The organism is Anaerohalosphaera lusitana, from assembly GCF_002007645.1.
GTDB lineage: Bacteria > Planctomycetota > Phycisphaerae > Sedimentisphaerales > Anaerohalosphaeraceae > Anaerohalosphaera > Anaerohalosphaera lusitana.
Genome location: NZ_CP019791.1, coordinates 3638601 through 3657217, shown reverse-complemented (window position 1 = coordinate 3657217; position 18617 = coordinate 3638601). Strand labels below are relative to the sequence as shown.

Annotated in this window: 31 protein-coding genes and 1 tRNA gene; 30 read left to right on the top strand and 2 right to left on the bottom strand. The window is 50.8% G+C overall.

Features of this window, described 5'->3' with window-relative positions:
* The first annotated feature begins 35 nt into the window (after positions 1-35).
* The 30 genes from rplD (at position 36) to STSP2_RS14605 (ending at position 15678) form a co-directional block, all read left to right on the top strand.
* The gene (gene rplD, locus STSP2_RS14750) at positions 36-656 is read left to right on the top strand and encodes a 50S ribosomal protein L4 (protein WP_146663496.1); all 621 of its coding nucleotides are present in this window, start codon (positions 36-38) and stop codon (positions 654-656) included.
* Positions 657-688: 32 nt separating this feature from the next.
* A complete protein-coding gene (gene rplW / locus STSP2_RS14745; RefSeq protein ID WP_205847920.1) occupies positions 689-967 on the top strand; it encodes a 50S ribosomal protein L23 in 279 nt (92 codons plus the stop codon).
* A gap of 47 nt (positions 968-1014) precedes the next feature.
* The gene (gene rplB, locus STSP2_RS14740) at positions 1015-1866 is read left to right on the top strand and encodes a 50S ribosomal protein L2 (protein ID WP_146663494.1); all 852 of its coding nucleotides are present in this window, start codon (positions 1015-1017) and stop codon (positions 1864-1866) included.
* 60 nt (positions 1867-1926) lie between these two features.
* On the top strand, positions 1927-2190 hold the full coding sequence (rpsS, locus tag STSP2_RS14735) for a 30S ribosomal protein S19 (RefSeq protein WP_146663493.1): 264 nt from the start codon (positions 1927-1929) through the stop codon (positions 2188-2190).
* Between the two features lie 63 nt (positions 2191-2253).
* A complete protein-coding gene (gene rplV, locus STSP2_RS14730; protein WP_236782716.1) occupies positions 2254-2802 on the top strand; it encodes a 50S ribosomal protein L22 in 549 nt (182 codons plus the stop codon).
* 38 nt (positions 2803-2840) lie between these two features.
* Positions 2841-3572 carry a 30S ribosomal protein S3 gene (rpsC, locus tag STSP2_RS14725; RefSeq protein WP_146663492.1) on the top strand — a complete coding sequence of 244 codons (732 nt, stop codon included), beginning with the start codon at positions 2841-2843 and terminating at the stop codon, positions 3570-3572.
* Between the two features lie 45 nt (positions 3573-3617).
* Positions 3618-4040, top strand: coding sequence for a 50S ribosomal protein L16 (gene rplP, locus STSP2_RS14720; RefSeq protein WP_146663491.1), 423 nt, complete (start codon positions 3618-3620; stop codon positions 4038-4040).
* Positions 4041-4052: 12 nt separating this feature from the next.
* Positions 4053-4250: a 50S ribosomal protein L29 gene (gene rpmC / locus STSP2_RS14715; protein ID WP_146664091.1), complete on the top strand. Its 198-nt coding sequence runs from the start codon at positions 4053-4055 to the stop codon at positions 4248-4250.
* A 4-nt stretch (positions 4251-4254) separates the two neighbouring features.
* Positions 4255-4518 carry a 30S ribosomal protein S17 gene (gene rpsQ / locus STSP2_RS14710; RefSeq protein ID WP_146663490.1) on the top strand — a complete coding sequence of 88 codons (264 nt, stop codon included), beginning with the start codon at positions 4255-4257 and terminating at the stop codon, positions 4516-4518.
* 14 nt (positions 4519-4532) lie between these two features.
* The gene (rplN, locus tag STSP2_RS14705; protein ID WP_146663489.1) at positions 4533-4922 is read left to right on the top strand and encodes a 50S ribosomal protein L14; all 390 of its coding nucleotides are present in this window, start codon (positions 4533-4535) and stop codon (positions 4920-4922) included.
* Between the two features lie 42 nt (positions 4923-4964).
* Entirely contained in the window at positions 4965-5306 is a 342-nt protein-coding gene (gene rplX, locus STSP2_RS14700; protein WP_146663488.1) for a 50S ribosomal protein L24, read from the top strand.
* Between the two features lie 112 nt (positions 5307-5418).
* Positions 5419-5964, top strand: coding sequence for a 50S ribosomal protein L5 (gene rplE / locus STSP2_RS14695; protein ID WP_146663487.1), 546 nt, complete (start codon positions 5419-5421; stop codon positions 5962-5964).
* 53 nt (positions 5965-6017) lie between these two features.
* The gene (locus STSP2_RS14690; RefSeq protein ID WP_146663486.1) at positions 6018-6203 is read left to right on the top strand and encodes a type Z 30S ribosomal protein S14; all 186 of its coding nucleotides are present in this window, start codon (positions 6018-6020) and stop codon (positions 6201-6203) included.
* Positions 6204-6260: 57 nt separating this feature from the next.
* Complete coding sequence (gene rpsH, locus STSP2_RS14685; protein WP_146663485.1) at positions 6261-6659, top strand: 30S ribosomal protein S8; 399 nt, start codon at positions 6261-6263, stop codon at positions 6657-6659.
* Positions 6660-7238, top strand: coding sequence for a 50S ribosomal protein L6 (rplF, locus tag STSP2_RS14680; protein WP_146663484.1), 579 nt, complete (start codon positions 6660-6662; stop codon positions 7236-7238). It begins immediately after the preceding gene.
* 65 nt (positions 7239-7303) lie between these two features.
* A complete protein-coding gene (rplR, locus tag STSP2_RS14675; protein WP_146663483.1) occupies positions 7304-7669 on the top strand; it encodes a 50S ribosomal protein L18 in 366 nt (121 codons plus the stop codon).
* Between the two features lie 53 nt (positions 7670-7722).
* Positions 7723-8244, top strand: coding sequence for a 30S ribosomal protein S5 (gene rpsE, locus STSP2_RS14670; protein WP_146663482.1), 522 nt, complete (start codon positions 7723-7725; stop codon positions 8242-8244).
* Between the two features lie 24 nt (positions 8245-8268).
* Entirely contained in the window at positions 8269-8718 is a 450-nt protein-coding gene (gene rplO, locus STSP2_RS14665) for a 50S ribosomal protein L15 (protein ID WP_146663481.1), read from the top strand.
* Positions 8719-8732: 14 nt separating this feature from the next.
* Positions 8733-10076, top strand: a complete 1344-nt coding sequence (secY, locus tag STSP2_RS14660) for a preprotein translocase subunit SecY (RefSeq protein ID WP_146663480.1) — start codon at positions 8733-8735, stop codon at positions 10074-10076.
* A complete protein-coding gene (locus STSP2_RS14655; RefSeq protein ID WP_146663479.1) occupies positions 10073-10723 on the top strand; it encodes an adenylate kinase in 651 nt (216 codons plus the stop codon). The genes secY and STSP2_RS14655 overlap by 4 nt, the downstream gene beginning before the upstream one ends.
* 14 nt (positions 10724-10737) lie before the next feature.
* On the top strand, positions 10738-11517 hold the full coding sequence (gene map / locus STSP2_RS14650; RefSeq protein WP_146663478.1) for a type I methionyl aminopeptidase: 780 nt from the start codon (positions 10738-10740) through the stop codon (positions 11515-11517).
* Between the two features lie 27 nt (positions 11518-11544).
* Positions 11545-11760: a translation initiation factor IF-1 gene (gene infA / locus STSP2_RS14645; RefSeq protein WP_146663477.1), complete on the top strand. Its 216-nt coding sequence runs from the start codon at positions 11545-11547 to the stop codon at positions 11758-11760.
* Positions 11761-11788: 28 nt separating this feature from the next.
* Positions 11789-11905 (top strand): 50S ribosomal protein L36, encoded by a 117-nt coding sequence (rpmJ, locus tag STSP2_RS14640; protein WP_146663476.1) that lies wholly within the window; start codon positions 11789-11791, stop codon positions 11903-11905.
* Positions 11906-11963: 58 nt separating this feature from the next.
* Positions 11964-12347: a 30S ribosomal protein S13 gene (gene rpsM / locus STSP2_RS14635; RefSeq protein ID WP_146663475.1), complete on the top strand. Its 384-nt coding sequence runs from the start codon at positions 11964-11966 to the stop codon at positions 12345-12347.
* A 47-nt stretch (positions 12348-12394) separates the two neighbouring features.
* The gene (rpsK, locus tag STSP2_RS14630; RefSeq protein WP_146663474.1) at positions 12395-12775 is read left to right on the top strand and encodes a 30S ribosomal protein S11; all 381 of its coding nucleotides are present in this window, start codon (positions 12395-12397) and stop codon (positions 12773-12775) included.
* Between the two features lie 56 nt (positions 12776-12831).
* A complete protein-coding gene (gene rpsD / locus STSP2_RS14625) occupies positions 12832-13464 on the top strand; it encodes a 30S ribosomal protein S4 (protein WP_146663473.1) in 633 nt (210 codons plus the stop codon).
* A 100-nt stretch (positions 13465-13564) separates the two neighbouring features.
* The gene (locus STSP2_RS14620) at positions 13565-14563 is read left to right on the top strand and encodes a DNA-directed RNA polymerase subunit alpha (RefSeq protein ID WP_146663472.1); all 999 of its coding nucleotides are present in this window, start codon (positions 13565-13567) and stop codon (positions 14561-14563) included.
* 95 nt (positions 14564-14658) lie between these two features.
* A complete protein-coding gene (rplQ, locus tag STSP2_RS14615) occupies positions 14659-15099 on the top strand; it encodes a 50S ribosomal protein L17 (RefSeq protein WP_146663471.1) in 441 nt (146 codons plus the stop codon).
* A 22-nt stretch (positions 15100-15121) separates the two neighbouring features.
* On the top strand, positions 15122-15532 hold the full coding sequence (locus STSP2_RS14610) for an HIT family protein (protein ID WP_146663470.1): 411 nt from the start codon (positions 15122-15124) through the stop codon (positions 15530-15532).
* 72 nt (positions 15533-15604) lie between these two features.
* Positions 15605-15678, top strand: a tRNA-Met gene (locus STSP2_RS14605).
* 260 nt (positions 15679-15938) lie between these two features.
* Here STSP2_RS14605 and STSP2_RS14600 read toward each other — a convergent pair.
* Together STSP2_RS14600 and STSP2_RS14595 are read right to left on the bottom strand one after the other, a co-directional pair.
* Complete coding sequence (locus STSP2_RS14600; protein WP_146663469.1) at positions 15939-17018, bottom strand: integrase core domain-containing protein; 1080 nt, start codon at positions 17016-17018, stop codon at positions 15939-15941.
* Positions 17019-17235: 217 nt separating this feature from the next.
* Positions 17236-18419 (bottom strand): IS3 family transposase gene (locus tag STSP2_RS14595; RefSeq protein ID WP_418202197.1). Its coding sequence is split into 2 segments (ribosomal slippage): positions 17236-18155 and positions 18155-18419, totalling 1185 coding nucleotides; the frame shifts between segments, so codons are not numbered across the junction.
* Positions 18420-18617 lie beyond the last annotated feature (198 nt).

The following is an 18617-nucleotide window of genomic DNA, read 5'->3' as shown; positions in this document are numbered from 1 at the left end:
GAATATACAATTATAAATAAGCAGTGGAAAAGAAGATGATTGACGTTGCAGTATATAACAGGGAAGGCAAAGAGGTTGAGAGCCTCCAGGTCGACGAAGCAGTCTTCGGCGGTTCTGTACGCTATCCCCTGCTCAAGCAGGCGATCGTTATGTATCACGCAAACAAACGCGTAGGTACGGCAGCTAACAAGAGCCGCGGCATGGTTGCCGGTTCCACACGGAAGCTTTTCCGTCAGAAAGGTACCGGTAATGCACGTGTCGGTAACAGCCGCACCAACAAGCGAGTCGGCGGTGGTGTTGCTTTCGCAAAGGGCGTTCGTGACTATGGTAAGGATATGCCCAAAAAACAGCGAAGGCTCGCACGGGATTCTGCTATCCTGGCAAAGTTGCAGGCAGGCGGCGTAGTTGTTGTCGATGAGCTGACAATGGATGCTCCAAAGACTAAAGACTTTGCTGGCGTTCTCAAGAATCTCAAGATCGATCGCAGTTGCCTGGTAACCCTGAGTGAACAGGATACAAATATATACAAGTCCGCCAGGAACGTTCCCAAGGTTTCCGTTCTGGACGTTGCTCAGCTCAATGCAGGCGACATTTGTAATCGTCAGAAAATGCTGATAACCAAAGATGCACTGATGTCACTGGTTAACAGAAGTTAGAGTTTATTCAACAGATATAGCAGGTATTAGCCGTGGATGATCATAACATTGTAATTAAACCGTTGGTTACAGAGCAAAGCATGCATTTTGCAGGTAAGTACAATGCTTATGCTTTCCAGGTAAACAGAAGAGCCAACAAGACCCAGGTTCGTGAAGCTGTTCAGAGGCTTTACGGAGTAAAGGTTGTCGACGTAAGAACTATGAACCGCAAAGGTAAACCTCGTCGCCGCGGCAGGAACATTGGCAGCACGAGCAACTGGAAAAAGGCGGTTGTGGTACTCCATGAGGATCACCATATAGATCTGTTCTAGTTAATTGAGTCAGCCTACTTGGCTTGATGCAATAGAGAGAAAGTATTATGGCTATTAAAGTATACAAACCGACAAGTCCAGGACGCAGAAACGCGTCGGTAATCGACTACCGCAAGGAGTTGACCACCGGCAAACCTGAGAAGACGCTCTGCAAGAGGATCAAGAAAACAGGCGGTCGGAATCACCATGGCAAAACGACTACTCGTTTCCGTGGCGGCGGTGCAAGGCGCATCTATCGCATAATCGATTTTAAACGCGCTAAGGACAGTTCTGCTGCAACCGTTCAGACCATTGAATATGATCCGAACCGTAACTGCTTTATCTCGCTGGTTCAGTATGAAGACGGCGAAAAGAGATACGTACTTGCTCCTTCACGACTTCAGGTTGGCGACAAGATCGAAAGCGGCGACAATGTTGAACCGCGTGTGGGCAATGCCATGCCTTTGCGTCGCATCCCGGTCGGAGTTGAAATACATAATATCGAAATGACAGCAGGACAGGGCGGCAAGCTCGTCCGAACCGCGGGCGGAACTGCAAGGCTGGTCGCTAAAGAAGGCGACTGGGCAACTGTTATCCTGCCAAGCGGCGAAATGCGTATGATCCGCATGGAATGCCGTGCTACTATCGGCCAGCTCAGCAATGCTGACTACCAGAACGTAAGGATCGGCAAGGCCGGCCGCAAGCGTCACATGGGTCGCAGGCCGCACGTACGCGGTAAGGCCATGAACCCGGTCGCTCACCCGATGGGTGGTGGTGAAGGCCGCAGTAATGGTGGTCGTCATCCTTGCTCGCCTACCGGCGTACCCGCGAAGGGCGGAAAGACTCGTAAGCGTAACAAGCCCGGAAGCAACCGGATCATCCGTAGAAGAAAGACTAACCGCGGCGTTCAGATTGTTTAAAGTTATACACGGTCTTGGCATAGATTAAGGACTGTTGCTGATTATAATTGAGGAAAGTTAATGGGACGTTCTCAGAAAAAAGGGCCATTCGTTGATGAGAAGCTTTATTACAAGGTAATGAAGCAGGTCGAAGCCGGCACCAGCGAGCCGATAAAAACATGGGCAAGGGCTTGTACCATAATCCCGGAATTTGTTGGTTTTACGTTCATGGTTCACAACGGCAAAATCTTTAATAAGGTTTTCGTCACTGAAGATATGGTTGGACACAAGCTTGGTGAGTTCTCACTGACGCGTACCTTCCGTGGTCACTCGGGCGAAAAATAGTTTTGAGATCGAGCGTAGGTTCCTGAAAGACAGGCAGCTACCTGAAAAGTATAAGGTTGAAAGATGCTTAGCAGCAGTAAATTAAATAGTGTTTGTGCAGAACGCAAGATGAGCCTTGAGCAGTTGGCGGGTCACTTGGCGCACGGCGGGATGAGCACCGATGACGCATTGCGTGCTCTCAAGAACTGGCAGAAGAATCTTCTAAAGCCTGCACCTAAGACAGAAGACGTCGAAAGACTTGCAGACGGTCTTGGAGTTGCAGTTGGAGATATCTCCGAATGGCGTGCTAGTTATCGCTACGCACCGTCTTCGCCCCGAAAAGCAAGACTTGTGACCGAGATGATCAACGGCCGAAGCGTTCAGGATGCTTTGGACGTTCTCAAATTTGAACATAAACGTGCCGCCCGCATGGTAGAACAAGTACTCTCAAGTGCCATCGCCAACGCGGACGAGCAGGAAGCCAATGTCGAAGAGCTTTACGTTTGCGAAGCACGCGTTGACGGAGCTGGACGGCGTATCGGCACAAAGGCATGGCACCCCAAGGACCGTGGCCGGGCTCATCCGATTCGTAAGCAAGCCAGCCACATTCACGTTGCCGTTGCCGAGATATAATTGTAAGCAATAACAGTATTCTGTAGAACAGGTTAGATATGGGTCAGAAAACATCGCCAATTGGGTTTAGAACTGGAATTACTTTGCCATGGCAGAGCACATGGTTCGCTCCCAAAGCTAACTATGGTGAATTCCTGGTTGAGGACGAACGCATCCGTCATCATGTCGATGTGCGGTTCAATCGTCAGCCTCCGTTCGCCGCAGTCAGCAAGACTGAGATCGCACGGACTCGTAATGAGGTCAAGGTTACACTTTTCACCGCTAGGCCGGGTATGGTGATCGGTCCTCGCGGTTCGGAAGTAGATAAGCTCCGCGGCGAGCTCGAAGAGCTAATAGACCGTAAGGTTAGCGTCAATGTCGTTGAGGTCAAAGAGCCGGCACTGAACGCACAGCTTGTGGCAGAGAATATCGCTCAGCAGCTCCAGAAGCGTGGTTCTTACCGTCGTGCGATGAAGCAGGCCTGCGAAACATCTATGAACGCCGGTGCCAAGGGTGTTAAGGTTATCTGCAGCGGTCGTCTCGGCGGTGCTGAGATCGCAAGAACCGAAACCCAGAAGCTCGGCAGTATTCCGCTGCAGACGCTGGATGCGAATGTCGACTATGGCTACGCGACTGCAAGAACTACTTATGGCGCCATCGGCGTCAAAGCCTGGGTCTACAAGGGTAAGTTCGGCGAAGAGATCACTCCAAAGCCGCGTGCCCGTAAGGGACAAAGGCCAAGAAGGGGCGGCAAGCCCGGCGGTCCAGGTAAGCCTGCAGGCGGTAAGTAACTCAATAACTCAAATATGTAAGCATATAAGCACGAGGGTATCGCAATGGCATTGATGCCAAAGAGAGTAAAATATCGTAAGAAGATGCGTGGCAAGATGCGTGGTAACGCGTCTCGCGGCAACTACGTAGCTTTTGGCGAATACGGGATCCAGGCTTTGTCGCATCATTGGATCACAGGTCGGCAGATCGAAGCCGGCCGTATTGCGGCGACTCACTTCCTGCATCGTCAGGGTAAAGTTTACATCCGGATATTCCCGGATCATTCATATACTTCTAAGCCTCTCGAAGTAAGAATGGGTAAAGGTAAGGCCGAGGTCGAAGGCTGGGTCGCAAGAGTCAAGCCCGGCACAGTATTGTACGAGATCAGCGGTGTACCGGAAGATGTCGCAAAGGCAGCTCTTGCCAGAGTGGCACATAAAATGCCGGTCAGATGCAGGTTTGTAACGCGAAGACATTCGCTTGGATAGTTTGGAGTTATGATGAAGGCAGCAGAAATCAGAGATATGCGTAGTGACGAGCTTCAGGCTAAGCTTGAAGAGCTGCAGAAGCAGGTTTTTACTCTGCGTAGCCAGGCTATGACCGAAAACGTTGAAAACGTCAGAGCCATGAAGAACGTCAAGCGTGACATCGCACGCGTCAAAACGATAATCAGAGAGAATGAAATAAAGGGCCAGTAAGGCAATGGATACGTCGATACAGAAAAGATTGAAACGTGGTGTTGTTGTCAGCAGAAGCGGCGACAAGAGTATCCGGGTTCAGATCAATTATCTTGTCAAGCATCCGATGTACGGCAAATACATTCGCCGACGCACAAAGCTTGGTGTTCATGATCCCAAAAATGTCGCGAATATCGGCGATACGGTTGATATAGCCCAGTGCAAGCCTATCAGCAAAAGTAAAAGCTGGAGGCTGGTAAGCGTCGTTGAGAAGGGAATTGTTGAGTAATAAGAGGTATACCAGTGATTCAGCAAGAAAGCATGTTAGAAATAGCTGACAACAGCGGCGTTAAGCTCGCACAGTGCATCAAGGTCCTGGGTAAGGGCGGTGCACGAAAGGGTAAGTACGTTCGTCCCACAGCAAGCGTTGGCGACGTTGTCAGTGTAGCGATCAAGAGGAATCTGCCCAACTGTCAGTTGGACACGAAAAAGATTCACCGTTGCGTTATAATCAGGACCAAGTACCCGGTTCGCCGCAAGGACGGCAGCTATGTACGTTTCGACAGTAACGCAGCAGTTATGATCGATCCGGAAGGCAACCCCATCGGCACACGTATTTTCGGTGCTGTTGCTAGGGAGCTTCGCGAGAAGAACTATATGAAGATCATCTCGCTGGCTAGCGAAGTTGTATAACAATTTTAGCAATATTATTCGCAATAAAGACGAGAAGCGATTATGGCAAGGCATATAAGAAAAGGCGATTCGGTAGAGATCATCGCTGGTGAACATAAAGGTCAGGTTGGTAAAGTCCTCAAGGTCATCCCCGAAAAGGACCGCGTAATTGTAGAAGGACATAATCTGGCATACAAGCATGTTCGACCCTCGCAGAGACACCCGCAGGGTGGCCGCATACGGGTTGAGCAGCCGATCCACATCAGTAATGTGCTGCCCGTTGATCCCAAAACGAACAAGGGAACAAGAGTTCGATTCGAGGTCGGCAGTAAAGGTGAGAAGAAGCGTGTTTCAGTTGCCGGCAACGAGATCGGCGCTGTAGGTAAAAGTAAATCAAAGAAATAGAAACTGATAGTCAGGCGTCCCGAAAACGACGGAGAAACAACACCGACTTGCAGCATGGTGAGCGAAAGCTGAATTCTGTCGCAAGGCGTTAAGCGAAAGTCAGAGGAAAAATATGTCGCGTTACAAAGACTTATACAAATCAAAAGTAAGACCTGGGCTCCAGGAAAAGTACAGCTACAAGAGCCCGATGGCAGTACCCAGGATCGAAAAGGTCGTTCTGTCGATGGGTATCGGCATGGCAGTCCATGAAAAGAAGTATCTGGATAACGGCATCAAGGACATGACCGCTATCGCCGGCCAGAAGCCTATGGTCTGCAAGGCTCGCAAGAGTGTTTCAAACTTTAAGCTGCGTGAAGGCATGCCCATTGGTCTCAAGGTCACGCTTCGCAAGGCAAGAATGTATGAGTTCATGGATCGTCTGATCAACCTTACGATCCCGCGGGTAAAGGACTTCCGTGGTCTTAACCCCAAGGGTTTCGACGGTCGCGGTAACTTCTCTATGGGTTTCGTCGAGCAGAGCGTGTTTCCTGAGATCGATGCAGCTAATATCGATACGCCCCAGGGCGTCAATATTACTTTCGTGACCACGGCAGATTCTGATGAAGAAAGCTATGACCTGCTCAAGCTCTTCGGAATGCCTTTCAGGGAACGCAAGTAGACATTAATTGTAAATAAGCAAGAAGCATTGTATTTGATATATGGAGTTGTTTGATGTCGACGACGGCACTTGAAAACAAAGCTCGCAGCAAGCCTAAGTACAGAAGCAGAGGTTACACCCGTTGTCAGCTCTGCGGAAGGGCAAGAGCAGTTTATCGTAAGTTTAAGATCTGCCGCATTTGCTTCCGCAAGATGGCAAACGAAGGCAAGATCCCCGGCGTTAGAAAGGCCAGCTGGTAAGCGGGTTTTTAATATAAACGATTCAACGTTAGATTTAAGCGGTTGGAGCTATAAACAATGAGTCTTCAGGATCCGATAGCTGATATGTTAACCCGGATACGCAACGGCGGACGGGCCGAAATGTCACAAGTTATGATTCGGTCGTCAAAGAGCTGCCAGGGCGTTGCAGAAGTACTTAAGGACGAGGGTTACATTGAAGATTACGATGTTATCGATGACGGCAAACAGGGCCTGATTCGCATAAAGCTCAGATACACACTGGCCGGTGATCCGGTCATTACTGAGCTGCAGCGGGTTTCTAAGCCAGGTTGTCGCATTTACAGGGGAGCCGATGAGCTTCCGGAAGTACTTGGCGGACTGGGCGTTTCGATAATTTCGACCAGTAAAGGTATAATGAGTGACAAGAACTGCCGCAAAGACAATGTCGGCGGCGAAGTTATTTGTACGGTGAGCTAAATGAGTCGCATAGGAAAAAAACCGATTGCTATCCCTGCAGGCGTCAAGGTCGAAATAGGCAAGGACAAGGTCAAGGTTACAGGCCCGAAGGGGAATCTGGAACAGAATCGTCTGCCTGGTATAGACCTCAAAGTCGACGAAGACGCAAAACAGGTTATCGTAAGCAACACAAACGAAGCCAATAAACAGTATCGTGCCAACTATGGCACCATGCGTGCTCTGGTCAACAACATGGTTGTTGGTACCACAGAGGGCTTTGCCCGTAAGATGGAGATCTACGGAACTGGTTATAACATCAAAGAGCAGGGCGGAAAGCTCGTTCTTCAGGTCGGATTCTGCCACCCGGTAGAACTGAAAATGCCTAAGAGCGTAAGCGTCGAGATCAAGACCCCCGCCACTCGTGGTAACGATGTACCGGCAGTATTCACTCTGTCAGGCTACAACAAGCACGAGCTCGGCCAGTTTGCTGCAAATGTACGCAAGGTAAGACCCCCCGAGCCATACAAGGGCAAGGGCATACGTTTCTCAGACGAATACGTCAGGCGCAAGGCTGGTAAGTCCTTCGCTTCAGGCGGTTGATTGTTAAGGATACTAAGCTGTTTATATAAATCGATACGGCTTGAGATAATTGGGAACATAGTTCTATGGGTATTCAGAAGTTCAGACAAGCAAGGATCAGGCGAAAGAAACGCGTACGTAAGAAAGTTTACGGCACGCCTGATCGCCCGCGGATGACAGTATTCCGTTCCGGTCGGCACATCTATGTGCAGGTGATCGATGACATCGCTGGTGTTACACTGGCATCGTCGAGCACAATGGCCAAGGGGCTCAGTGATCAGATCGAAAACGGCAGCAACAAAAAGGCTGCTGAAACTGTTGGCGAAGCCATCGCTAAAGAAGCTATCGGCGTTGGCATTAAAGCCGTCCGTTTCGACCGTAACGGCTACCGTTATCAGGGCAGAGTAAAAGCTCTGGCAGACGGTGCTCGCAAGGGCGGACTAGTGTTTTAGAGGATAACCCTAACTGCGGTCCCCAGGATCGTTGGATTTAATGGAGACGAACGTTGGCTGAAGAAGCACTTAAATATGGAGCACAAAGTGACCAGCCGCTGGAAGATACAGTGGTAAAGATCTTCCGTTGTGCAAAGGTTGTTAAAGGTGGTCGCCGGTTTAGTTTTGCCGCACTGGTGGTCGTTGGTGACCGTAACGGTACCGTAGGTATCGGTTACGGCAAGGCCAACGAAGTACCCCAGTCCGTCGAAAAGGCGATCAAGAACGCGAAAAAGGACCTTCACAAAATCTCGCTCATTGATGGCACACTGCCCCATAAGGTCGTGGGCAAGAGCAGGGCGACGAAGGTTGTTATGGTTCCGGCAAGTGCGGGTACTGGTGTTATCGCCGGTTCTACACCTCGTGCGGTACTGGAATACGCAGGCGTTCATAACGTCCTGACCAAGATTTACGGCAGCACATCGGCTAAGAACGTTGTCAAAGCAGTGATGGACGGTTTGCTGAAATTGCGCGACAAAGAGACGATCGAGTCTCTTCGCGGTGTTGAGATCGAAGCTGAAGCTGTAAAAAGCTGAAGTCTAAAAAGGTGGTGATCCAAGATGTTGAGCAATGAAATCACGGCAGTAGCCGGTTCAGATAAAAAACGTAAGCGTATTGGAAGAGGCAGAGGTTCAGGCCACGGCAAGACCAGTGGTCGCGGACACAAGGGGTGCGGCTCTCGCTCTGGCGGCAGTGTTGCACTGCTCTATGAAGGCGGAAGCATGCCCCTGTTCCGTAAGCTGCCCAAACGCGGCTTCAATAACGCAAATTTCGCCCGCAAGTACGAGGTCGTTAACATCTCCGAACTTGAGCGAGTCTTCGATGAGGGTACGACTGTCAGCGTTGCAGAAATGGCAAAGGCCGGCCTGGTGCGAAGCGTCAAGAGCAAGGTCAAGATCCTCGGCGACGGTGAGCTGACAAAGAAACTCAGTGTCACAGCGCAGAAGTTCAGCAGAAGTGCTGAGGCGAAGATATCAGGCTGTGGTGGAAGCGTTAAGGTGGTTGCTTAAGAAGAGGGAGCCCGATGCTACGTAGTGCCATAAATGTATTTAAAATACCAGATCTGAGAAATAAGATTCTCTTTACGATTGCACTGCTGTGCATCTATCGGCTGGGCTACCATATCCCCGTGCCGGGCTTTGATACCAGCGCGATCTCTGACATCAGTCGCGATGCTGAATCACCGCTCGGTCGTGTCACCGAATATCTTCAGATGTTCTCCGGTGGCCGGCTCGACAGAACCAGCCTGTTCGGCTTGGGTATTATGCCGTACATTTCAGCATCTATTATTCTGATGCTGCTCGGCGAGGTACTCCCCGCACTGAGAAAACTCCGACAGGAGGGGCCTGCGGGCTATAAGAAGATTCAGGAATACACGCGGTACCTGACAGTGCCGTTATGTATAGTACAGGCATTTATGATCATGCAGTTATATAAGGACTATACATACCCAGGTGTTGCAAAACAGGCAATGTTCATGGGAGTGGTCGGCATGACAGCCGGTACCTTGTTCCTTATGTGGCTTGGCGAACAGATAGATGAATACGGCATCGGTAACGGCATCAGCCTGCTCATCATGGGCGGTATTGTTGCCAGAATGCCCGGTGCGATCATGACCTTCGCGGAAAACACGACGATGAGTCTGAATGCTCCGGAAGGTATGAACGGACCGCACGACATTATATTCGTGATCGGTGCCTTCATATTCGTGGTCGCAGGTGCGATCCTGATCACTCAGGGACAGCGTCGCATACCGATCCAGCAGGCTAAGCAGATGCGAGGCCGAAGAATGTACGGCGGACAGAGGCACTATCTGCCCCTGCGTGTGAATCACGGCGGCGTTATGCCCATCATCTTCGCGTCAAGTTTGATGATGTTCCCGCCGGTGCTGTTCCAGCAGCTTGGTAAGATCGAAGGCTGGGGCGCGGCGATGGCTCGTATAAACGAGGCGTTCAGCCCGACGGCTTATACATATAATGTTGTGTACGTGCTGTTGATTTTCGCTTTCGCGTATTTCTGGACAACTGTTCAGTTCCAGCCCAAGGACATGGCAAAGAGGCTGCGTGACAGTGGGAGCTTCATCCCAGGTCTTCGCCCGGGTCACAGGACAGCCGAATACCTTGAAACGGTAATGGTCAGGATAACATACTTCGGTGCAGCGTTCCTTGCGTTCATCGCTGTTGTTCCGACCGTTTGTGCCGGACTGATGGGTATCCCATACACCGTGGCAATGTTCCTCGGTGGTACAGGGCTTCTTATTACGGTAAGCGTCTCGCTTGATCTGGTACAGAAGATCGAATCAAGCTTGATAATGCATAACTACGAAGGTTTCAGCGACGCAGGAAGAATTAAGGGAGCGTTCCGGTGAGAATAATTCTACTAGGCCCTCCGGGTGCAGGCAAAGGCACTCAATGTAAAAGGATCGTAGACAGATACGGACTCGAGCATCTGTCAAGCGGCGACATACTCCGTGCGGAAAGAGCAGCAGGCAGCGAGCTCGGCAAAAAGGCTCAAAGCTACATGGATTCAGGCGGCCTGGTGCCCGATCAACTGATCGTCGACATGATGATCGGTGCGATGAAGAAGGCACCCAAGGGTTACGTCCTTGACGGTTTCCCGCGTACTGTCGTTCAGGCCGAGGAGCTCGACAAGGCTCTGCAGGCGGCGGACGAAAAGCTCGACGCTGTAGTGAACCTGGAAGTACCGGACGAGGTAGTTGCGGGCCGCATGACCGGCCGTCGAAGCTGTCCTGAGTGCGGTGCTGTATATCACATTGAAAACCTCAAGCCCAAGGTAGAGGGACAATGTGACAATGGTTGCGGCGAACTCGTCCAGAGAGACGATGACAAGCCGGAAGTAGTTGCGAACAGATTGAAAATTTATCACGAGCAGACCGCTGCCGTGGTAGGATATTACGAAAAGGTCGGCACTGAGATTATCAGTATTGATGCCAACCAGTCTGTTGACGGCGTAACTGAGTCAGTGTTCAAGGAACTCGATAAGGTCAACGGCTAGACTGGTCAGGATTCATGGCGATAACACTCAGGAGTCGCAGAGAAATAGATTTGCTCCGTAATGCAGGGGCAATAGTAGCAAAAGCTCTTTCGAAATTGCAGCAAGCAGTTGAGCCGGGCATAAGTACCGGCGAACTTGACGATATGGCCACGGCTGTCGCAGCCGAAGCAGGGGCCGCAACACTCTTCAAGGGTGTCGAAAGTCCCTACGCGAGCCAGCCGTTCCCAGGTGCGATCTGTGCATCGATTAACGAACAGGTCGTTCACGGTATTCCGTCTCATGACATCAAGCTCAGTGACGGCGATATACTCAGTGTCGATTTCGGCGTTAAGCTGAACGGCTACTGCGGTGATTCGGCCATGACCATGGCTGTAGGGAATATCTCTCCCGAAAAACAGCGGCTCATGGACGTAACCCAGCGGTTGCTCGACATTGCGGTCGAGACATGCAAGCCGGGCGTCAAGTGGAGCGAAGTCGCCGGAGCAATGGAAAAATGTGCCTTAGACGCTGGTTTTTCCGTTGTCGAAGAATTCGTCGGACACGGCATCGGAACCGAGATGCACGAGGAACCGAAGCTCCAGAACTTCGTGAACAAAGAACTGCTTCGCAATGACATAATGCTAAAAGAAGGGATGATACTGGCAGTAGAACCCATGGTCAACATGGGCAAAAAGTCAGTAAAGGTGCTCAAGGACGGCTGGACGGTTGTGACAAGAGATCGCAAGCCCTCCGCTCACTTCGAGCACACGATAGCAGTAGTAAAAGGCGGTTGTGAAGTCTTGACTGCCAGGTAAAAGTTGTTAAAACGGTAGCTTAATTTTATGGCGAAGAAGGATGCGATCAAATTGGACGCCACTGTAGTTGAGGCCCTGCCCAACGCGGTGTTCAAAGTAGAGCTGGAAAACGGTCACCAGATACTGGCGCACGTCTCCGGCAAAATGAGAATGCATTTTATCCGTATTCTGCCAGGTGATCAGGTAACCGTAGAAATGAGCCCATACGATCTTACGCGTGGGCGAATAGTACTGAGAAAATAGCTTATAAATATTTGAATGGTGTGGTATTATGAAAGTACGTAGTTCGGTAAAACGTATTTGTGAGAACTGCAAGATCGTCAGACGCAAGGGCGTCGTACGGGTTATCTGCTCTGCGGATCCACGACATAAGCAGCGTCAAGGCTAAGTACCATGGCCGAGAGGGAGAAAGACTTTAACCTTTTTGAAAGTATACAGGAGTAGTTATGCCGCGTATAGTAGGTGTTGATGTTCCTAATGACAAGCCGTTGTGGGTTGCTCTGACTTATATCCACGGCGTAGGCAAGCATATAGCGGACGTGATCATTAAAGAAGCAAAGGTTGACCGCGAAATGCGAGCGAACAAGCTGACCGAAGATGAAGTCAGCCGTATTGCGCAGATCATCCAGAACAACCACGTCGTCGAAGGTCAGCTTCGCAGGCGTGTGGCCCAGAACATTGGTCGCCTCAGGGATATCCGCTGCTACCGCGGTGTCCGGCACCAGAGAGGTCTGCCCGTTCGAGGCCAGATGACCCAGAGTAACGCCAGAACCCGTAAGGGTAAGAAGAAGACCGTTGCGGGCAAGCGAAGCGTTAAGGAAATGCGTTAATTGCCAAGTAGTGATCACTTGATGAATTTCGATAGATAGGTATTGGGATGGCCAAGAGTACTAAACGAAAAGTAAGAAAAAATATCGCCAAGGGTATTGTTAATATCAAAGCTACGTTCAACAATACGCTGGTAACGATCACAGATATGGACGGCGCTGCAATTTGCCAGTGTTCCGGCGGACAGGTCGGCTTCAAGGGTTCTCGTAAGAGCACTCCTTTTGCCGCTCAGCGTGCTGCCGAAAACGCTGCAAAGACAGCAATGCGTAACGGTGTCCGCGAAGTCGAGATCAAAGTCAACGGCCCGGGTAGCGGAAGAGAATCTGCGATCTCCGCTCTGCAGCAGGCTGGCCTCAGGATCGCCGCCATAGAGGACATCACTCCGATTCCTCACAATGGCTGTCGTCCACGCAAACGCAGAAGAGTATAGTTAGTTACATAGACAAAAAGATACACTGAAACACTTTATTTGGAAGTTGATGGTATATGGGACGTTATCTTGGTTCATCTTGTAAACATTGTCGTCGCGAAGGGATGAAACTGATGCTCAAGGGCGCACGCTGCGAAACAGGCAAGTGCGCGGTAGAGCGTCGCGAGCGTCATATGGCTCCGGGCATGCACGGCTGGCGTCGTGGCAGAGGAAGCGACTATGGTGTGCGTCTACGCGAAAAACAGAAGCTCAAGAGATACTATGGCATGCAGGACAAACAGTTCATGCGGTACTTCCGCGAAGCTGAACGTCTCAAGGGCAACACGGGCGTAAACCTGCTCCAGCTTCTCGAATGCCGTCTGGACAATGTCGTTTATAAGCTCAATTTTGCTCCTTCACGCAAGGCTGCCCGTCAGATCGTATCTCACGGCCACATCTATGTGAACGGCCGCAGGGTCAATATCCCCGACTTTGCAGTAACCGTCGGCGACAAGATCACGGTCAAAAACTCCGATCGCAGCCGCAAGACCATTAAGGACCAGCTTGCGACAAACCCGAATTATACGACACAGCAATGGCTCCAGCTCAACGCCGACAAACCAGAAGCTACTATGGTATCGATGCCCACACGCGACGATATCCAGCTCGTAGTTGAAGAGCAGCTCGTTGTTGAATTCTGTTCAAGGTAGTAAGGAACATTAAACTGTAGCAGCAAAAACCAGAAAGCAGGCACCCCGGCGGCCCCGGGTGTAATGCGGGGACCTTTGTTGCGATATTTGGAGGCCACTCATGAGAATTACCTGGCGCGGATTAGAACTGCCAACGCGTTTCGAACGAGACACTGAAATTTCGACAGATCGCTATGGACGTTTTTACGTCGAGCCCTTCGAACGCGGCTTCGGTACGACTGTAGGTAACAGTCTCAGACGCGTTCTGCTCTCCTCGCTTGAAGGCAGTGCGGTTACATCTATAAAGATCAAGGGCGTTGATCACGAATTCACCAGTATGGACGGCGTTCTGGAAGACATTACAAAGATCATCCTCAACGTTAAGCAGATCATCGTCCACATGGATACCGATCAGCCCAGAACCGTTGTTGTAAAAAGCAGCAAAGCTGGCGAAGTTACCGCCGGCATGATCGAGACGGATCCCTCCGTTGAGATCATCAACAAGGACCTGGTCATCGCGACCCTGACCAAGGACATCGATTTCGAGATGGAAATGGAAATCGAAAGCGGCCGGGGCTATTCTCCTGCCGCCGAACGCATCGCCGAAGAAGATCGCTTCGAACAGGATACGGGGCTGATCGTTGTAGACGCTATCTACTCGCCGGTAACCAGGGTCAGATACAAGACCGAGGATACTCGCGTAGGGCAGAAGACAAACTACGACAAGCTCATCCTCGAGATTTGGACCGACGGAACAGTAAGGCCGGACATGGCACTCGTCGAAGCTGGAAAAATACTCAGAAAATGCATCAATCCATTCGTGCACTATTCTGAAATAGGCCCTGAAACCATCGAAGAAGAAGTTGTGCAGAAAGAGGCTGAAGAAGAAGCAGTCGATGCCGAGCTCGAAGAAAAGCTCAATACACCTATTGAAGAGCTCGACCTGACAGTGCGTTCAAACAACTGTCTTGAATCGATGAATATTCGCACTGTACGCGAACTGGCAAAAATGACCGAAGCCGATCTGCTCAAGATACGAAGCTTCGGCAAGACCAGCCTCCGCGAAATACGCAGAAAACTTGCCGACATGGGCCTGACCCTCGGCATGACCGATGTATAGAAGCATGAAGTGCCGCTCAAATATCCGAATGGGCGGTTGTAACAGTATACAATAAAGATATCTGGATAGACGGACTATAAGAAGGATTAGGTAATATGCGTCACAGAGTAGCAGGTAGAAAACTCAGTCGTACAAGCTCGCACCGTTTGGCGATGCGCCGAAACATGGTTGCCTCGCTGTTCGAGCACGAGACGATTTCGACTACGCTCGAAAAAGCGAAGGAAGTACGCGGATTCGCTGAAAAACTGATCACACTGGCAAAGAAGGGCACACTGCCCGCACGCAGACAGGCGATTGCACTACTCAACAATCGTGACATCTATGAAGAGCAGGACGGCGAAAACCAGAAGGTCGGAACCGTCATCGGCAAGCTCTTCACCGAGATCGGGCCTCGTTACCTCGACAGGCCTGGCGGCTACACCCGTATCATCAAGCTGTCAAAACGCAGGCTCGGTGACAACGGCCAGCTCGTTCTGCTTCAGCTCGTTGGTGAAGAAGCCGGCTCGAAAAAGGAAACCGAGAAAAGCGAAGAGTAGTTAAAGCGTTCACTGATTGCGTATGCCCGATTGCATCTTTTGCAAAATCGTCAAAGGCGAAATACCCAGCAATAAGCTCTACGAAGATGAGCAGGTTCTGGCCTTTCTTGACATAGGCCCGCTCAGCGAAGGGCACTCACTCGTGATCCCGAAGGACCACTTTGAACGTTTTGATCAGTGCCCGCCGGACACACTCGCCAAAGTGATCGCTGCAGCCAACAAACTCGCAAAAGCAGTCGCCGCCGCAACCGAATGCGACGGCTACAACGTACTTTGCAACACCGGCAGGGCGGCAGGACAGGCGGTTGATCATGTGCATTTCCACATAATACCGCGTAACCAGGGCGACGGCCTGTTCGATGGCTGGCCCGCGGGCGAATACGAACCGGGCAAGGCCGAAAAGGTCGCCGATACGATTCGCAAAAATCTTTGACAATTCACGATATATATGGTTGCTACTTCACAACGATTGTGCTATAAGAAGCGACCTGAGACAAAAATTGATCGCGGGGTAGAGCAGTTTGGTAGCTCGTCGGGCTCATAACCCGGAGGTCGGAGGTTCGAATCCTCCCCCCGCTATTTACTTGAAACTAAAGGACTTGCGTTAATTCGTGAGTCCTTTTTTTGTGCCTATTTTGGCCCCGTGCGGTGCAAATAATCATCGGTGGTTAAATTCTTGCTCTTTCGTAAGTTAAGAATGGAAATTACGTCAATAGTTGACAGCATTGGCAGGGCGCCTAGTCTGTTATGAGCTGATGGATGTGGCAAATATTGCCAGTGTGGGCGCACGGGTTGTGTAGAAGGTAGTGCAATTTGATTGCTTGCGACACGCTTAGCAGCTACGCCGCCAGGCGGTGGTATGACTTCAGCAGTCCGCCGAGTCGTTCAATGCACCGGATATCAGCCGTTTCGTCAAGCTGGTGCTTTGGTTCGATGATCCTGCCCAGTGATTGGTGAATGCGTTCGTGGTGATAATAGTTGCTATACTCATCAAGAACGTACTCGAGCTGTTCGACGGACGACAGAATCAGATAATCGAGGCATTCCGATTTCACTGATCTGACGAACCTTTCCGCGTAGACGTTCAGGTCGGGGCTGTGTGCCGGTAATCTAATTGGCTCTATGCCGGAGCTTTTGAGCAGGGCGTGGAATCCGTCTGTTCGATACAGGGGATCTCTGTCGTGGATCAGGTACGTTTTGCCTTTTAGGAATCCGTCTTCACAGTTGGTAAGGGTGCGGGCCATTTGTTTCATAAAATCGCCATCCGGCTGGGGTTTGACTGGTGCGAAAAATACCTTGCGGGAGGCGATTTCGATTACGAAAAACACCGTGCAGCGAACAAGGCGATTTTTCACCAGCAACTCCACCGTAAAGAAATCGCAGGCAGCCAGCACTTCCCAGTGGCTTTGGATGAATTCGTGCCAAGTTGATCTGACGGTCAGATCAGGTTCCGGATCGAAGCCGTTTTCAACAAGTATGTTCCTGACGCAGGACTTGCTGATGCGATAGCCGAGGTAAACAATCTGATCCGTTATTTTCTGATAACCCCAGCGACGATTCTGCTTTTTCAGCTCTAGCACCAAAGCAATGATCTCATCATCAACCTGCGGCCTCCCGACTTTGCCCCGGTGTTTGCTCCCATCGTATTTATCAGCGATAAGATTTCGGTACCAGCCCATAACCGTATCCGGGGAGAACAGAACGGTTGTTTGGTCCAGCATTTTACGGCTGAGGCGTTTGGCTTTTGCCGCGATTCTCATTCGCTGCCGATTAGTCAGCAGGATTCGCTTGTTCTGCTTTTCCTGCTGCTCGACAAGAACCCGCACCTGCTCTTTGAGATAATCGATCGCGTGGTAAAGCTCTTTATCGATGCAGTATGCCAGGCAGGCAACCACACCCAGCCAGAGTTTCTCTTTCATAACGTTCTCGTATATGTCCTCAAAAGGGACGCAGTTTAACGGAGAACATTGCAAGCACACAAGCGTTTCTTTTACCTGGGCTAATCCCTACATGTTCACCCACCGGCGGTTCGACATCGACACGGGTCTTTACTATTGTCGCCAAAGGGTGTAGAAGTCCCAGATAGCTTCACCTCATAACCCGAGCCGGGCGTATTGCAACTGACCTGCCCCCGAATTATGTACCAGCTACTGTTAGAGAGTTGTCCTTCTCATCTGTCGTATATTGCTGTAGCTGAGCCGTAGGCGAAGCGGAAGCAATGCACGTGGCGGCGAACTCGGCCGGGGTCGCGTAGTCCAGCCCGCTGTGCGGCCGATGGTTATTATATTCCATCCGCCACTGTTCGACAATCACTTTCGCTTCCTTAACCGAATAAAACAGCTCACGATTGAGCACCTCATCTCTGAACTTGCCGTTGAACGATTCGATGAAGCCATTTTCCCACGGCTGACCCTTCTCGATATAAAGCGTTTCGACGTTCTTTTTGCCGAGCTTCTTCTTGATCGCACTAGCCACAAATTCCGGCCCGTTGTCGCTACGTATAAACCCAGGCACGCCTCGGACCGCAAACAGGTATTCCAGCGTTTCAACCACATCGCCCGACTTGATCGACCTGCCTACTTCTATCGTAAGCGACTCACGCGTGAACTCATCGAGCACCGTGAGAAACTTCAGACTGCGACCGTCCTCGCTCTGGTCGCTGACGAAATCATACGTCCAGACATGGTCCTTGTAGTCGGCTTTTTGCACGCTGCAGCTGTTGTCGCTGTTGCCTTTCGTTTTTCGTCCTTTGCGTCTGTGAGGCACCTGTAATGCTTCCTTTCGCCATATTCGTTGAACTCGTTTATGATTTACACGCCAGCCATGCTGACGAAGCTTGGCCGTTATAAACCTGTAGCCGTAGCTTTGGTGTTCCTTTGCCAGCTCGATTATCTTGCTGGTCAGTGCCGTGTTCGTTGGCTGCTGCTGAGGTTTATACCGCTGGCTGGCTCGCGGCTGACCTATCACCTTGCATGCCCGACGCTCGGATACGGCCAGACTCTTTTGAACATGCCTGGCCGCTTTGCGTCTCCGGGCCGGGCTCAGTAATTTCCCGAAAGCGCCTCTTTGAGTATGGCGTTGTCCAGTGCCTGGTCGGCAACGAGCTTTTTGAGCTGGGCGTTCTCTTTTTGCAGGGCCTTGAGCTGCTTGACCTGGTCGAGCTTCATGCGGCCGTATTGCTTGCGCCAGTTGTAGTAGGTCGCCTCGCTGATGCCCAGCTCACGGCAGGCCTGCTGGACCGTACCGCCGGAGCCGATTACAGCATCCGCCTGGCGGAGCATCTTGACAATCTGTTCGGGACTGTGATTCTTGCGTTTCATAAGAGCATCCTTTCCATAAAAACTAACAAATTATAACGGATACTCTCTAATCAGCAACGGTACAGTTTTTCGGGGTCAAGCCACAACCATTTATTTTAATTTTTGCGGACAGTGTCTCTATTTTTGGGTCCGAGCTTTTCCGAACACGGTAGCTCGCACGCTATTTGCTTGTAATTAAAGGACTTGCATTGACTTGCG